General features: G+C 63.0%; 12 protein-coding genes. 7 read left to right on the top strand and 5 right to left on the bottom strand.

Translation table 11 applies throughout. From position 1 onward, the window contains the following. The first annotated feature begins 95 nt into the window (after window positions 1-95). Complete coding sequence (locus AC0L2D_RS20930) at window positions 96-1277, top strand: MFS transporter (protein ID WP_127365736.1); 1182 nt, start codon at window positions 96-98, stop codon at window positions 1275-1277. A gap of 54 nt (window positions 1278-1331) precedes the next feature. Further along, on the top strand, window positions 1332-2366 hold the full coding sequence (locus AC0L2D_RS20925) for an aldo/keto reductase (protein WP_473542214.1): 1035 nt from the start codon (window positions 1332-1334) through the stop codon (window positions 2364-2366). A gap of 242 nt (window positions 2367-2608) precedes the next feature. On the opposite strand, the gene AC0L2D_RS20920 is transcribed toward AC0L2D_RS20925, so the two are convergent. Next, on the bottom strand, window positions 2609-2881 hold the full coding sequence (locus AC0L2D_RS20920; protein ID WP_013529022.1) for an usg protein: 273 nt from the start codon (window positions 2879-2881) through the stop codon (window positions 2609-2611). A 302-nt stretch (window positions 2882-3183) separates the two neighbouring features. Between AC0L2D_RS20920 and acs the strand changes: the two genes are divergently transcribed. Both acs and AC0L2D_RS20910 read left to right on the top strand, forming a co-directional pair. Continuing rightward, the gene (gene acs, locus AC0L2D_RS20915) at window positions 3184-5139 is read left to right on the top strand and encodes an acetate--CoA ligase (protein ID WP_013529021.1); all 1956 of its coding nucleotides are present in this window, start codon (window positions 3184-3186) and stop codon (window positions 5137-5139) included. Further along, window positions 5139-5882 (top strand): MOSC domain-containing protein, encoded by a 744-nt coding sequence (locus AC0L2D_RS20910; protein ID WP_063169460.1) that lies wholly within the window; start codon window positions 5139-5141, stop codon window positions 5880-5882. Before acs ends, AC0L2D_RS20910 begins: the two co-directional genes overlap by 1 nt. A gap of 1 nt (window position 5883) precedes the next feature. Here the strand turns inward: AC0L2D_RS20910 and AC0L2D_RS20905 are convergent, their stop codons facing one another. The 3 genes from AC0L2D_RS20905 to AC0L2D_RS20895 all read right to left on the bottom strand — a co-directional run bounded on the left by AC0L2D_RS20905 (window position 5884) and on the right by AC0L2D_RS20895 (window position 10388). Beyond that, on the bottom strand, window positions 5884-7152 hold the full coding sequence (locus tag AC0L2D_RS20905; RefSeq protein ID WP_473542211.1) for a class I SAM-dependent methyltransferase: 1269 nt from the start codon (window positions 7150-7152) through the stop codon (window positions 5884-5886). A gap of 364 nt (window positions 7153-7516) precedes the next feature. Beyond that, on the bottom strand, window positions 7517-8995 hold the full coding sequence (locus AC0L2D_RS20900) for a TadE/TadG family type IV pilus assembly protein (RefSeq protein ID WP_473542209.1): 1479 nt from the start codon (window positions 8993-8995) through the stop codon (window positions 7517-7519). A 523-nt stretch (window positions 8996-9518) separates the two neighbouring features. Next, a complete protein-coding gene (locus tag AC0L2D_RS20895; RefSeq protein ID WP_013529017.1) occupies window positions 9519-10388 on the bottom strand; it encodes a transglutaminase-like domain-containing protein in 870 nt (289 codons plus the stop codon). A 165-nt stretch (window positions 10389-10553) separates the two neighbouring features. Between AC0L2D_RS20895 and AC0L2D_RS20890 the strand changes: the two genes are divergently transcribed. Then, complete coding sequence (locus AC0L2D_RS20890) at window positions 10554-11219, top strand: HAD-IA family hydrolase (RefSeq protein ID WP_337123358.1); 666 nt, start codon at window positions 10554-10556, stop codon at window positions 11217-11219. A gap of 6 nt (window positions 11220-11225) precedes the next feature. Here the strand turns inward: AC0L2D_RS20890 and AC0L2D_RS20885 are convergent, their stop codons facing one another. Further along, complete coding sequence (locus AC0L2D_RS20885) at window positions 11226-11447, bottom strand: DUF1674 domain-containing protein (protein ID WP_024504209.1); 222 nt, start codon at window positions 11445-11447, stop codon at window positions 11226-11228. A 105-nt stretch (window positions 11448-11552) separates the two neighbouring features. On the opposite strand from AC0L2D_RS20885, the gene htpX reads away from it, so the two are divergent. Together htpX and AC0L2D_RS20875 are read left to right on the top strand one after the other, a co-directional pair. Next, window positions 11553-12572, top strand: coding sequence for a zinc metalloprotease HtpX (htpX, locus tag AC0L2D_RS20880; RefSeq protein WP_473542207.1), 1020 nt, complete (start codon window positions 11553-11555; stop codon window positions 12570-12572). After that, a complete protein-coding gene (locus AC0L2D_RS20875; RefSeq protein ID WP_473542205.1) occupies window positions 12530-13957 on the top strand; it encodes an RsmB/NOP family class I SAM-dependent RNA methyltransferase in 1428 nt (475 codons plus the stop codon). The genes htpX and AC0L2D_RS20875 overlap by 43 nt, the downstream gene beginning before the upstream one ends. The last annotated feature ends 57 nt before the right edge of the window (window positions 13958-14014 follow it).

Below are 14014 nucleotides of genomic sequence, written 5' to 3'. Positions count from 1 at the left end.
ATGCCCAAGGCAAGTCTGGTTCACAATGCAGGGAAGCACGATCTCAGGGGTCGGGGCGCGGGACGGCGCTCTTCGCATCGAAGTGGAAAACCGCCATGCCTCTTGCTCTCTACGCCCTCGCCGCCGGTGCCTTCGGCATCGGCGTCACCGAATTCGTCATTATGGGTTTGCTGCTCGATGTCAGCAAGGATCTCGGCGTTTCGATCTCGGCTGCCGGCCAGCTCATTTCGGGCTATGCGCTTGGCGTCGTCATCGGCGCGCCGTTGCTGACCATCGCCACCGGCAACTGGCCGCGCAAGACCGTGCTTCTGGCGCTGATGGCGATCTTCACGCTCGGCAATCTCGCCTGCGCGTTGGCGCCCGACTACTGGACGCTGATGGGCGCCCGCATCATCACCGCCTTTGCCCACGGCACTTTCTTCGGCGTCGGCTCGGTGGTCGCCACCGGCTTGGTCGCGCCCAACAGACAAGCCTCGGCGATCGCGCTGATGTTCACCGGCCTGACCATCGCCAACATCCTCGGCGTGCCCTTCGGCACATGGCTCGGCCAGGCCTTCGGCTGGCGCGCGACCTTTTGGGCCGTGACAGTGGTCGGTGTGGCCGCCTTCGCCGTCATCCTGGCTCTGGTGCCACGCAGCCGGACGGCGCCCGAAAAGAGCGACCTGCGCGCCGATCTCGCCGTTTTGCGCCGCACCCCCGTCCTGCTCGGCCTCGCCACCACCGTGCTCGGCTATGCCGGCGTCTTCGCCGTCTTCACTTATATCGCTCCGTTGCTGACCGAGATCAGCGGCTTCAAGGAAGCAGCCGTGTCGCCGATCCTGCTCGTCTTCGGCGGCGGTCTCATCGCCGGCAATTTGCTTGGCGGCAAGGTCGCCGACCGCTGGCTTGTGCCGGCCGTGCTGGGCAGTCTGGTGGTGCTGGCCCTGGTGCTCGCAACGATGACCTTCGCCATCCACAGCCAGGTGATGGCCGTCATCTATGTCGGCCTGCTCGGTGCCGCCGCCTTCGCCACCGTGGCGCCGCTGCAGATGTGGGTGCTGGACAAGGCGCAAGGTGCCGGCCAGAGCCTCGCCTCGTCCTTCAACATCGCCGCTTTCAATCTCGGCAACGCCGCAGGCGCCTGGCTTGGCGGCGCGGTGATTGCCCACGGCCTTGGTCTGGGTTCCCTCACCTGGGTCGCCGCCCTGCTGCCGCTCGCGGCACTCGCCGTGGCGGGACTGGCGCTGCGTCTCGATCGCACCCCAGCGCTCGGCGAGCCTGCCTCCATCCGGTCGTGACCGTCCTCTGCAAACCCGCTTTCGACACCCCTTCATACCACCAGGAGTAAAAAGATGGATTATCGACGTCTCGGTGCATCGGGCTTGAAAGTGCCCGCACTCTCCTTCGGCGCGGGAACCTTTGGCGGTTCCGGCCCGCTGTTCGGCGCCTGGGGCAACAGCGACGCCAGGGAAGCGCGGCGGCTGATCGACATCTGCCTGGAGGCTGGTGTCAATTTGTTCGACACGGCCGACGTCTATTCGAACGGCGCTTCTGAACAGGTGCTTGGCGACGCGATAAAAGGCCGCCGCGATGCCGTGCTGATCTCGACCAAGACCGCGCTGCCGATGGGCGATGGGCCGGGCGATTACGGCTCGTCACGTTCGCGGCTGATCAGATCCGTGGATGATGCGCTGAGGCGCCTCGGCACCGACTACATCGACCTTTTGCAGCTACACGCCTTCGATGCCGGCACGCCGATCGAGGAGGTGCTGTCGACGCTGGACAACCTGATCCGTGCCGGCAAGCTGCGCTATGTCGGCGTCTCCAACTTCTCCGGATGGCAAGTGATGAAGTCGTTGGCGCAAGCCGACAGCCAAGGCTATCCGCGCTATGTCGCCCATCAGGTCTACTATTCGCTGGTCGGCCGCGACTATGAGTGGGAGCTGATGCCGCTCGGCCTCGACCAGGGCGTCGGTGCATTGGTGTGGAGCCCGCTTGGCTGGGGCCGCCTGACCGGCAAGATCCGCCGTGGCCAGTCCCTACCGGAAAAGAGCCGGCTGCACGACACGGCAAGCTTCGGACCGCCGGTCGAGGACGAGCATCTCTATCGAGTGATGGATGCCCTCGATGTCGTGGCCGAGGAAACCGGCAAGACCGTGCCGCAGATCGCCATCAACTGGCTGCTGCAGCGCCCGACCGTATCGTCGGTCATCATCGGCGCCCGCAACGAGGAGCAGTTGCGCCAGAACCTCGGTGCCGTCGGCTGGACCTTGACGCCGGAGCAGATAAGGCAGCTCGACGCGGCAAGCGAAGTCACCGCGCCCTACCCGTACTTCCCGTATCGGCGGCAGGAAGGCTTTGCCCGGTTGAACCCGCCGGTGGTTTGAGCGCATCGGGCCGTCATGGCGCAAGGTTCGCGGGCCAGCGCCCCCCTCTGGCCTGCCGGCCATCTCCCCCTCAAGGGGGGAGATCGGATGTCGCGGCGACTTTCGCCAATCGCAGGCCTAACAAGGGGCGGCGTTGTCGGTGGAGATGCCAATCTGCCCACTTGAGGGGGAGATGTCCGGCAGGACAGAGGGGGGCGTCGTAGAACGCCGACCTCAAGAAGCCGTTGCTGCGAAACTTGCCCCTAGTGCAGCACAAACTCCCCATCCACCTTGCGCCATTCATTCGGCGCGATCAGCTTCTGGTGGGTGTAGCTGATCGAATGCAGCGGCCCGTCCAGCTTGGCCTTCCAGAATTCGATGAACTTGATCAGCACCGGAAACTTCGGCGCGAGATCGTAGTCCTGCCAGATGAAGCTCTGCAGCAGATGCGGGTGATCGGGAAAGTGATAAAGAATCTTGGCAGTGGTCAAGCCATAGCCTTTGAGCATCAGGTCCATTTCGGCATGGTCGCGCATGACGGTCCCCAGGTTGATTCGCCTGTCCTCCCACGGCTGATTGTGCGCGCCGCTGATTAACCGTCTATTGATTTTTTCTTCATCTGAACCGGCTTTAGCATGCGAAAACATGCAGTTAGCAGCGCACCTCTTCGAGTGCTGACAGCCCTGGAGAAGCCCCCTGCGGCATCCCGCCGCGCGAATCCAACGTCTAATGTTGCCGTAACGGCGGAACTGGTAATAATGCCGCCGAATTCGCGGCCGTGTCGCCGCGATCCCGCCGGCATTTCAAGCCGGCGATTGGTTCGGGAGGAAAGTCAGGAATGTCCGAGGTTCATGTCCATCGCGTCCAGCCGGCGTGGAAGAAAAACGCGCTGATCGACAATGACACCTACCTGAAATGGTATGCCGACAGCGTCAAGAACCCGGACAAATTCTGGGGCAAGCACGGCAAGCGCATCGACTGGTTCAAGCCGTTCAGCAAGGTCAAGAACACCTCCTTCGACGGCAAGGTCTCGATCAAATGGTTCGAGGACGGACTGACCAACGTTTCCTACAACTGCATCGACCGGCATCTGAAGAAGCGCGGCAACCAGACCGCCATCATCTGGGAAGGCGACAATCCCTACGACGACAAGAAGGTTACCTATAACGAGCTCTACGAGCATGTCTGCCGGCTCGCCAATGTGATGAAGAAACACGGCGTCAAGAAAGGCGATCGAGTCACCATCTACATGCCGATGATCCCGGAAGCCGCCTATGCGATGCTGGCCTGCACGCGCATCGGCGCCGTCCATTCGATCGTCTTCGGCGGTTTCTCGCCGGATGCGCTGGCCGGCCGCATCGACGACTGCAAGTCGACCTTCGTTATCACGGCTGACGAAGGCCTGCGCGGCGGCAAGCCGATCCCTTTGAAGGAAAACACCGACAGGGCGATCGAGATCGCCGCGAAAGCCGGAACGAAAGTCGAAAAGGTGGTGGTCGTGCGCCGCACCGGCGGCAAGACCGGCTGGGTTTCAGGCCGCGACGTCTGGTATCACGACGAGATCGCGACGGTGAAAGCCGAATGCAAGCCCGAGAAGATGAAGGCCGAGGACCCGCTGTTCATTCTCTACACGTCGGGTTCGACCGGCAAGCCGAAGGGCGTGCTGCACACCACCGCCGGCTATCTCGTCTACGTCTCGATGACCCACCAATATGTCTTCGACTACCATGACGGCGACATCTACTGGTGCACCGCCGATGTCGGCTGGGTAACCGGCCACAGCTACATCGTCTACGGCCCGCTCGCCAACGGCGCCACCACGCTGATGTTCGAAGGCGTGCCGAACTATCCGTCGCAGTCGCGCTTCTGGGAAGTCATCGACAAGCACAAGGTCAATATCTTCTACACCGCGCCGACGGCGTTGCGCGCGCTGATGGGCGCCGGCGATGCGCACGTGAAGAAGACGTCGCGCAAATCGCTGCGCGTGCTGGGTTCGGTCGGCGAGCCGATCAACCCGGAAGCCTGGGAGTGGTATTTCAACGTCGTCGGCAACGGCAAGGTGCCGATCGTCGACACCTGGTGGCAGACCGAGACCGGCGGCATCCTGATCACGCCGCTGCCAGGTGCGACCGACCTCAAGGCGGGTTCGGCGACGCGGCCTTTCTTCGGCATCAAGCCGCAGCTGGTCGACGGCGAGGGCAAGGTGCTGGAAGGTGCGGCCGACGGCAATCTGTGCATCACCGATTCCTGGCCGGGCCAGATGCGCACCGTCTATGGCGATCACGACCGCTTCGTGCAGACCTATTTTTCGACCTACAAGGGCAAGTACTTCACCGGTGACGGCTGCCGCCGCGACGCCGACGGCTATTACTGGATCACCGGCCGCGTCGACGACGTCATCAACGTCTCCGGCCACCGCATGGGCACGGCCGAAGTCGAATCGGCGCTGGTCAGCCATGAGAAGGTTTCCGAGGCCGCGGTCGTGGGCTATCCGCACGACATCAAGGGCCAGGGCATCTACAGCTACGTCACCTTGATGAAGGGTGCCGAACCGACCGAAGAGCTGCGCAAGGAGCTTGTTGCCCATGTCCGCAAGGAGATCGGCGCCATCGCTTCGCCCGACAAGATCCAGTTCGCGCCGGGCCTGCCGAAGACGCGTTCCGGCAAGATCATGCGTCGCATCCTGCGCAAGATCGCCGAGGACGATTTTTCTGCCCTGGGTGACACCTCGACGCTGGCCGACCCGGCCGTCGTCGATGATCTGGTCGCCAACCGGCAGAACAAGAAGAGCTGATGCAGGCCGCGCTGGGCACTGTCAGCGAACTCTGGCGCTATCCGGCGAGTTCGCTTGCCGGCGAGCGCCTGAAAACAATCTCGGTCGACGTCGAGAGCATCGACGGCGACCGCCTGTTCGGCCTTGTCGACGTGTCCGACAACGAGATCGCACGACCGGACCGCGACGCGAAATGGCACAAGGTGCCGCGCATCCGCACCCGGCTGTCGCCGACCCTGGAACTCGAGATTGCCGTTCCCGAGGGCGACTGGCTGGCCGCGCCAAGCATCGAGAGCGACCGCGCGGTGTCGGCCTATCTCGGCTTCGAGGCCTCGCTCCGTCCGTTTCGCCGCGAGAATGCCGGGCCCGACTATTCCGGCCCGCTGACCGCGGAGCGCTACCGCAAGGCGCCGATTCATCTGTTGACCACGGCTTCGCTGGCACGCCTGAAAGCATTGCACCCGGAAGGGGTCGCCGACCCGCGCCGCTTCCGCCCCAACATCGTTGTCGACATGGCGGCGATCGAAGGCTCGTTTCCCGAAACGGAATGGATCGGCCGCAAGCTTGCCGTCGGCGATCTCCTGCTGACCATCTCGGAACCCTGCCGCCGCTGCGGTTTCACCATCGTCGCCCAGGATGGCTTCGACCATGATCCGGCGATCCTGCGCAACCTGGTCCGCCACAACGCCCACAATCTCGGCGTCTATTGCACGGTCGACCGGCCGGCGCGCGTCGAAGTCGGCGACGCGATGCGCTTCCTGTAAGCTATCGATACAGATCCGCCCGTGTCGGCGGCAGGCCGCTTGGACCGCGCGCGCGCTTGGTCACGACGGTCTGGAAAATCTGTGCCGATGCGCGCTCGAAGGTGATCGAACAGCCCGTCAGGTAAAGCAGCCATAGCCGCGCCCTGGCCTCGCCCACCTCGGCGATAGCCTCGTCGAACCTTTCGTTGAGTCGCTCCGCCCACAGCCTGCAGGTGCGGGCATAGTGCTCGCGCAGGTTCTCGACATCGTAGACGAGAAAACCATGCGCCTCGAGATTGCCTGTTGTCATGCCGATGGTGTCGAGTTCGCCGCCGGGAAAAATGTATTTGAGCAGCGCCTTGAACTCCGGCCCCTTGCGCAAGGTCTTCTTGATGTCGCCCTTGCTGCGCCGGGTGATGGCGTGGTGCAGATAGATGCCGCCCGGCTTCAGCAGGCGATGAATGGTCTTGAAATAAGTCGCATGGTTGGCGAGCCCGAGATGTTCGAACATGCCGATCGACGAGATCTTGTCGAAGCTGCCGGTGAGTTCCGCATAGGATTTGATCTCGATGGTGATGCGGTCCTCCAGCCCCTCGGCGCGAATGCGTTCGCGGGCCAGCTCGGTCTGCGCCTGCGACAGCGACACACCGTGGCCGACGACGCCGTAGTTCTTTGCCGCATGGATCAGCATGGCGCCCCAGCCGCAGCCGATGTCGAGCAGTCGTTCGCCCGGTTTCAGCCGGAGCTTGCGGCAGATGTGGTCGAGCTTGTCGACCTGCGCCTGGTCGATGCCATTGGCGAAATCCTTGAAGTAGCCGCAGCTATAGACCATGCGCTCGTCGAGAAAGAGCCGGTAGAAGGCGTTCGAGATGTCATAGTGATGCTGGATCGCCTCCTGGCTCGAACCGCTGACATAGGGATTGCGCCCCGACAGATCGGTCCGCGCGCTCATCTGCTTGCGTGCCAAAAGCACGGAAGGCAGGTCGCGCAGGATCGCCATTTTCGGCAGCGACTTGAGCTTGGTTCTGAGCTTGCCTTGCGACGGCAGGGCATAAAAATCGAAGATCGTCCCGTCTTCGATGTCGATCGTCTTGGAAATCCACATCTCGATCAGCGTCGACAGGGACGGTCGCTTCACGATCTGCCAGACGATGTCCTGGTCGTTGATGGTGAGCACCGGACCAGTGGCGGGGCCGATCCGCTCCCCGGTCCACAGCCTGACCGCAAAACCCGGCTTCAATGTCTCGATCACCGTTCGAACGATGCGAGCGGCCTTTTCGGCTGCCTCCATGCGATTCCTCCGAATGCTGGCTCAGGGGCAGAAGTTTGCCCGGTCGGCCTGGCAATCGCAAGCCGGCCCGCACCAGGCCCGCCCCTTGGTTAATTTCAGACCTGCACCTTGTCTTTTGCTGCAATGCACCCCATCATGAGTATGTGTTCAACAAATCGAAAGGAGGTGATCCGATGTCGAGTGATTTCGTTTTCCAGAACGTGGCCTCAGCGGATTGCACTTTCGGGAAGCAGTCTTCCCGTTAAGGCGCGAAATGCGCGGCGGCTGACCTGATAGGTCATCGCCATGGGCCGCGCCACGGACGGAAACACGGAAGGCCGCCAGCTTCGAAAGAAGCGGCGGCCTTTTCCGTTTGCGGACCAGACTACTGGGTCAATGCGACCTTTTCGGTGTTGCGAATGATTTCCTGAAAGGCGTCGTCCAATTCGGCTCCGGTGGACACGTCGAAGAAATGCCTCTTGGCGCCGGAGGTATCCTTCGACGAACAATCCTTCAGCACCGCCTTTGCCTGGTCCCGCTCGGTTGTCGACATATCCTTGTCGTCCAGATCGAAGCCGATGGTGAAAATCTCGATGCCGTCGTTTTTCATGTTGTCGCACAGCGTTTCGGCGTTGCCGCGCGCAAGGGTGCCCTGCCTGTTGTAGCTGTCCCCAGCACCGGCGAAGGCGGTATTGAACTGGCCATCGGTCATCAGGATCGCGACCTTGGCGATCTTCTTCGGATCGGCATCCGAGGCACCCTTGCCAAGACCGGCATTCCTGATTGCAGTGCGCCATTGCGGCGACAGCATATAATAGGTCCACTGAATGGCGATCGCGCCGGCCGTAAACCCATTGGCCCGGAAGTCCTCGATCGATTCAAGCAAGGCATCGGAATCGGCGGTCAGCGGGATCACTTTCGCATCAGGACACCTGTTCATGTCCCCGTCACCGAGATGATCGTCCCGGTTGACCAGAGCATAGTATTTCTTGCCGCTCCCGTCGGTGCGGACAGTATCCGGGCCGTCGGCGCTCATATCCGCGTTGCCGTTCTTGTCCTTGCGCTCGGTGGCGCAATTGTCGGGGCGTGGCATCGCCGCGCCGACAATGGAGATGTAGTCGCTGAAGGACGGCAGCAGATTTTTGCCTGTCTTGGCGACGAGAAGCGGACTGCCGGCGATGGGTGGGAGCTCAGAGCTGCCTTGCTTCTCGGCATAGATGTTTTCCGCCAGCTTGCCGGCGTTGACGCCAGATGCATAAGGCACAATCGCGACGCGGATGCGGGGGTTCTGCGGATCCTGTTTCTGCAGCATCGTCTGGACGGCGTTTTTTGCAGCTGTTTTCAGATCGCCGATTTTGTCGACCTTGCCGCGCTTGGCCATCGACCCCGTTATGTCGAGCATCATCGCCACTTCTACGGTCTTGTCCGAATAGAGCGCCGTCGTGGAGACGGCGACGCGTTTCATGTCGCCCGTGCCAAAAATCGGGAAATACAGCCCGACATCGACATGGACGTCGGCCTGGACCGTCTTGGCGGTCCTGTTGACGATCAGCTTGTCGAGCACGATCTGGTTGGCCTGCAGAATGCCTGCCTGGCTGTTGGCGTCGAGAAAGGCCTGCACCGATTTGTTGGCATCGGCTTCCTTGATGGCGCCGGTCGTTAGGTCGCGTGCCGTCGATGTGACCGCGGCGTCGACGACGCCTTGGAGGCTCGATCTGGCATTGTAGAGCTGCGATACGTTGACCGAGAAGCCAACAGCCAGCGCCAAGACCGAGGCGCTGAGGCCGAACAGGATTGCGAAATTTCCACCGCGATCCCTGGCGAACCCGCCGACCGCGTGAACAAGACCCCCGTAATTCCGCATCCTACAGCCTCCATTCGCCTCGGCCTCGTCGCCGCGGACAGGGCAATGCAGGATTCCCGCCGGATGACGCCGCTGGCTGGCAGAAGGCCGGCCGCTTGTCGCCAAGTCATTGTTTTTGTTCGGCTTCAAGCTCCGCAAAGGTGAATGACTGGTAAACAGAAAGGCGCGGCCGCGGCTGCGTTTACGAGCCGGTTACCATGCTCAAGACGAAGCAATCACGGAATCCCGATGACGTCCTGTTGCGGGACAGGGTCCGTGTGCCGAAGCGGGCCAGTTGTCCCGAGACTGCAGGGCGCGAAATGATCGGATCCAACGCCTCCGGCCGTCGAAGACCAAAGCGCCATCACGTTTGAAAACCAGGGCCGCTTTTGGCCGCGCCTCAAGGGGGTGTTGAGATTCAGGCAAGGCCAGGTCGAAAATGATGGCTTTCGAGAACCGGAGCGGAGCGGACATTTGGTCCGTGAGCACCGGAAGCGCAGAAAGCCGTCATTTGCAGACCGGCCTCACCTGAATCGACATACCTTTAGGCCAGCATCTGTGCGCCGACGGTCCTGTCGATACCGTGGTAGGGCGGGTTGAACAGATTGCCTTCCTGTTCATAGGTCCATACCTTGAACAGGCTGAGCCGGTGGGCGCCGAAACTATGCAGCAGCGGCACGTCGGTGGCGTCGCGGCCGCGGGCGATGACGATGCGGCCGATTCTTGGCGTGTTGTGGCGAGGATCGAACGTGTACCATTTGCCGTCGAGGAACACTTCCAGCCACGCCGAAAAGTCCATCGGTGCCGGATCGGCTGGCACGCCGATATCACCGAGATAGCCGTTCACATAGCGTGCCGGAATATTCATGCAGCGGCAAAGCGTGATCGCCAGATGAGCGAAGTCGCGGCAGACCCCGACGCGTTCCTCATGCGCCTGAGCCGCCGTGCGGGTCGAGCGCGCATAGCCATAGCCGAACGACAGCCGGTTGTGGACATAGTCGACGATAGCCTGCACGCGCGCCCAACCGGACGGAATGTCGCCAAAGAGCTGCCAGGCCAGGCTGCTCAGATGATCCGTCTCGCAATAGCGGCTGCCCAGGAGATAACCGAGAACTTCGTCCGGCAGGTCCGCCACCGGCACTTCCCTGGCCAGCGTGTTTACCTCGTCCGTCTCGCCGCTGTCCTCGACGACCGCGTCGTACAGGATGCGAAAACCACCGGCGGGCGCTGTGAAGCGCCGGCAGGCATTGCCATGCAGATCGTGGTACAGCCTTGTCGGCACCGCGGGCGAGGTCAGCACCCGCGTCTGCCGCTTGATATCAGCCTGCCTGTCCCGATGGATCTCGAGCACTGAAATCACCGGCGTGGCGGCTACGCATTCGATGGCGATTTCGTAGCCGAGCCGGATCAGCATCGTTGGTCCCCCCTTCGATCTTGTGAGAAGCAGTCCTTCCCAAACGCCCGGAGGATACCGTGGTTCCCTGGGCCGATCGAAAAGCCCACCCCGTGTCTTCCCCTGCCGCGGTCGAGACGTTAGGTTCGGCAACCCCACCAGCGCTCCCCGGACTCAAGGAAAATCATGTATTCAAGCAGAAAATTCGCGGCCTTCCTCTTCGACATGGACGGCACGCTCATCAATTCCATCGCCTCGGCGGAACGGGTGTGGAGCGATTGGGCACGTCGCCAGGGCCTCGACGTCGCTGCCTTCCTGCCGACGATCCATGGCGTACGCGCGATCGAGACCATCACCGGGCTGGCGCTGCCGGGCGTCGACCCGGCACACGAGGCTAATCTGCTGCTGAAGGCCGAGGCGGCCGATCTCGATGGCATTATCCAGATCGCCGGCGCCGTGGCATTTCTCGACTCGCTGCCGCCCGAACGCTGGGCGATCGTAACCTCCGCCCCACGTGAGCTGGCGCTGTTGCGCATGAAGGCCGCCGGCATCCCCGTCCCGGCGGTCATCGTCGCAGCGGAAGATGTCTCCCGCGGCAAGCCGGCGCCCGATTGCTTCCGGCTTGGTGCGGAACGGCTCGGCTTCGACGCGCGCGACTGCCTCGTGTTCGAGGATGCCCCGGCCGGCATAGCGGCAGCCGAAGCGGCGGGCGCGGCGGTCATGGTCATCAGCGCCACGCACAAGCACCCCTTGCCAACGCAACACGCCGCGATCGCGGGCTACGACATGGTGGGCATCACCGTCGACGAGCGTGGCTGGATCGCGCTCGAGCCGCAGCGCAACGCCGCCTAGCGGCGTCTAGAAATCGCTGGTCAGGCCCTTTACCTCCCAGTCGCCGTAGCGGCCGGGCTCCTTGCCGCCGCGGCCGCCGATTTCCTTCGGCGCCGAGGCTTCCTTTTCCAGGTACTTTACACGCCTTGCTTCGGCTTCCGCGAGCGCACGTCTGGCTTCCGGCGTCAGCGCCTTTGGCTCGACATCATGGGCAAGCTCGGCATCGGTTTTACTGGCTTCGTCGTTCATGCGATATTTCCAGCGGATTGAAACGGGAACTGGTGTTTCCCATCATATAGCGATGAGACCAAGCGGATCGACCCCTTTTCGCTATCACCTGGACAGGAGCAGACGATGAACACACTTCGCACCGCCATGCTTCTTGCCGCGATGACCGCGCTGTTCATGGGCGTCGGCTTTTTGATCGGCGGAACCGGCGGCATGATGATCGCGCTGCTGATCGCCGCCGGCACCAATCTGTTCAGCTACTGGAATGCCGACAAGATGGTGCTGTCGATGAACCGTGCCGTCGAGGTCGACGAGAAGAACGCGCCCGAATATTACGCCATCGTCCAGTCGCTCGCCAAACAGGCCGGCCTGCCCATGCCGAAGACCTACCTGATCGACAATCCGCAGCCGAACGCCTTTGCCACCGGCCGCAACCCGCAGAACGCGGCGGTCGCTGCCTCCACCGGCCTGTTGCAGGCGCTGACGCCTGAAGAGGTCGCAGCCGTCATGGCGCACGAACTCGCCCATGTGCAGCACCGCGACACGCTGACCATGACGATCGTCGCCACCTTTGCCGGTGCCATTTCGATGCTCGGCAATTTCGCCTTCTTTTTCAGTGGCAATCGCGACAACAATCCGTTCGGCTTTGTCGGCGTGCTGGCGGCGATGGTCGTAGCGCCCTTTGCCGCGATGGTCGTGCAGATGGCGGTCAGCCGCACCCGCGAATACGAGGCCGACCGACGTGGCGCCGAAATCTGTGGACACCCGCTCTGGCTGGCATCGGCGCTTGACAAGATCGCCCGCGGCGCCGAACGCATCCGCAACCCCGATGCCGAGCGCAATCCCGCGACCGCGCATCTCTTCATCATCAATCCCCTTCACGGCGAGCGCATGGACAGCCTGTTCTCCACCCACCCCGCCACTGAGAACCGCATTGCAGCCTTGCAGGCGATGGCGCGCGACATGGCCGGCGGCGAAAGCCGGGCTGCACCGCGCCAGGCCCCAACGCCACGCCAGGCGGACGAACTGCGGCCATCCGGCCCGTGGGATCAGACAGCACGGCCCGAGCAGCCGGCGGAGCCCGCCAAGCCCAAATCCAACCCATGGGGTCGCAATCCGACCGGGCCCAGGGGCCGGTGGTCGTGAGCGTGGCGGACAGAGGACCTCGACGCACGGTTTCAGGTGATCAGGAACACAGGGACGGCGGCGACTTCGTCGCCGGTCTCGCCGCGCGCAAGGCAGCGGCCCGCCTGCTTGCCGCCGTCATCGATGCCAGGACACCGCTTGACGGGCTGACCGATCACGAGAACGGCCACCCGCAATACAAGGCGCTCGATTTGCGCGATCGCGGCCTTGTCCGCGCCATTCTGGTCACCGCGCTGCGCTATCGCATGACCATATCGGGGCTCTTGGCGCGGCGCCTGGAAAAGCCGCTGCCGCCCAATGCCACGGCGCTGTCGCACATATTGCATGTGGCGGCCGCACAGATCCTGTTCCTCGATATTCCCGACAGCGCCGCCGTCGACATTGCGGTGACCCATGCCAAGTCCGATCCGCGCACGGTGCGGTTCTCCGGCCTCGTCAATGGCGTGCTGCGCACACTGGCACGGGCCAAGGAAACGGAATTGCCTGCCGCCCTTGCCGCCACCGACGAGGCGCCCAAATGGTTTTCCGACAGGCTGAAGACTACCTACGGCAACGAAAAGGCCAGACAGATCCTCGAAGCGCACCGCGTTGAGGCGCCGGTCGACTTCTCGGTCAAGGCCGATCCCGGACTCTGGGCCGAAAAACTCGGCGGCATCGTCCTGCCGACCGGCACGGTGCGGGTCGAGAATCTTGTCGGTCCTGTCACCGAATTGCCTGGCTTTGCCGAGGGCGCCTGGTGGGTCCAGGACGCCGCGGCCAGCCTGCCCGCCCGACTGTTCGGCGATGTCACGGGATTGCGGGTTGCCGATCTCTGCGCCGCGCCCGGCGGCAAGACCGCGCAGCTGATCGTTGCCGGCGCGAAGGTCACCGCCATCGACACGTCAAAAAACCGGCTTGCGCGGCTGACGCAGAATCTCGACCGCCTCGGCCTGTCCGCCGAGATCGTCCAGGCCGACCTGCTCAAATACGAGCCGAAGGAATTGTTCGACGCCGTTCTCCTCGACGCGCCCTGCTCGTCGACCGGCACGGTGCGGCGGCACCCCGACGTGCCATGGACCAAGACTTCTGCCGATGTCGAAAAACTGGCCGACCTGCAGCGCAGGCTGCTCGCCCGCACTGTGACGCTGGTGAAGCCCGGCGGCAGGATCGTCTTTTCCAACTGTTCGCTCGATCCGCTCGAAGGCGAGGATCTCTGTTGCGCCTTTCTCGCCGGCACGCCTGAAATCACCAATGATCCGCTGCTGCAAGGCGAGATCGCCGGCATCGATCCATTCCTGACGCCGCAAGGCACGCTGCGCACCACGCCCGCCGACCTGGACCTCGGCGCGCCGGAACGCTCAGGCCTCGACGGCTTCTTCGCCGCTCGCATGCGGCGAGCCGGCTAGGGCTTGAACTGTCGGATTTGCTGCCTTTTTTAGGCAGGACCGGCGGCAGAAGCAGGT

This window comes from Mesorhizobium sp. WSM4833 (assembly GCF_055811095.1).
This window is presented reverse-complemented; position numbering and strand designations above follow the sequence as displayed.

What these genes read in the sequence shown, in the direction of transcription:
- AC0L2D_RS20930 (WP_127365736.1), top strand. Translation starts at nt 96, where the DNA reads ATGCCTCTTGCTCTCTACGCCCTCGCCGCCGGTGCCTTCGGCATCGGC.
- AC0L2D_RS20925 (WP_473542214.1), top strand. Translation starts at nt 1,332, where the DNA reads ATGGATTATCGACGTCTCGGTGCATCGGGCTTGAAAGTGCCCGCACTC.
- AC0L2D_RS20920 (WP_013529022.1), bottom strand. Translation starts at nt 2,881, where the DNA reads ATGCGCGACCATGCCGAAATGGACCTGATGCTCAAAGGCTATGGCTTG.
- acs (WP_013529021.1), top strand. Translation starts at nt 3,184, where the DNA reads ATGTCCGAGGTTCATGTCCATCGCGTCCAGCCGGCGTGGAAGAAAAAC.
- AC0L2D_RS20910 (WP_063169460.1), top strand. Translation starts at nt 5,139, where the DNA reads ATGCAGGCCGCGCTGGGCACTGTCAGCGAACTCTGGCGCTATCCGGCG.
- AC0L2D_RS20905 (WP_473542211.1), bottom strand. Translation starts at nt 7,152, where the DNA reads ATGGAGGCAGCCGAAAAGGCCGCTCGCATCGTTCGAACGGTGATCGAG.
- AC0L2D_RS20900 (WP_473542209.1), bottom strand. Translation starts at nt 8,995, where the DNA reads ATGCGGAATTACGGGGGTCTTGTTCACGCGGTCGGCGGGTTCGCCAGG.
- AC0L2D_RS20895 (WP_013529017.1), bottom strand. Translation starts at nt 10,388, where the DNA reads ATGCTGATCCGGCTCGGCTACGAAATCGCCATCGAATGCGTAGCCGCC.
- AC0L2D_RS20890 (WP_337123358.1), top strand. Translation starts at nt 10,554, where the DNA reads ATGTATTCAAGCAGAAAATTCGCGGCCTTCCTCTTCGACATGGACGGC.
- AC0L2D_RS20885 (WP_024504209.1), bottom strand. Translation starts at nt 11,447, where the DNA reads ATGAACGACGAAGCCAGTAAAACCGATGCCGAGCTTGCCCATGATGTC.
- htpX (WP_473542207.1), top strand. Translation starts at nt 11,553, where the DNA reads ATGAACACACTTCGCACCGCCATGCTTCTTGCCGCGATGACCGCGCTG.
- AC0L2D_RS20875 (WP_473542205.1), top strand. Translation starts at nt 12,530, where the DNA reads ATGGGGTCGCAATCCGACCGGGCCCAGGGGCCGGTGGTCGTGAGCGTG.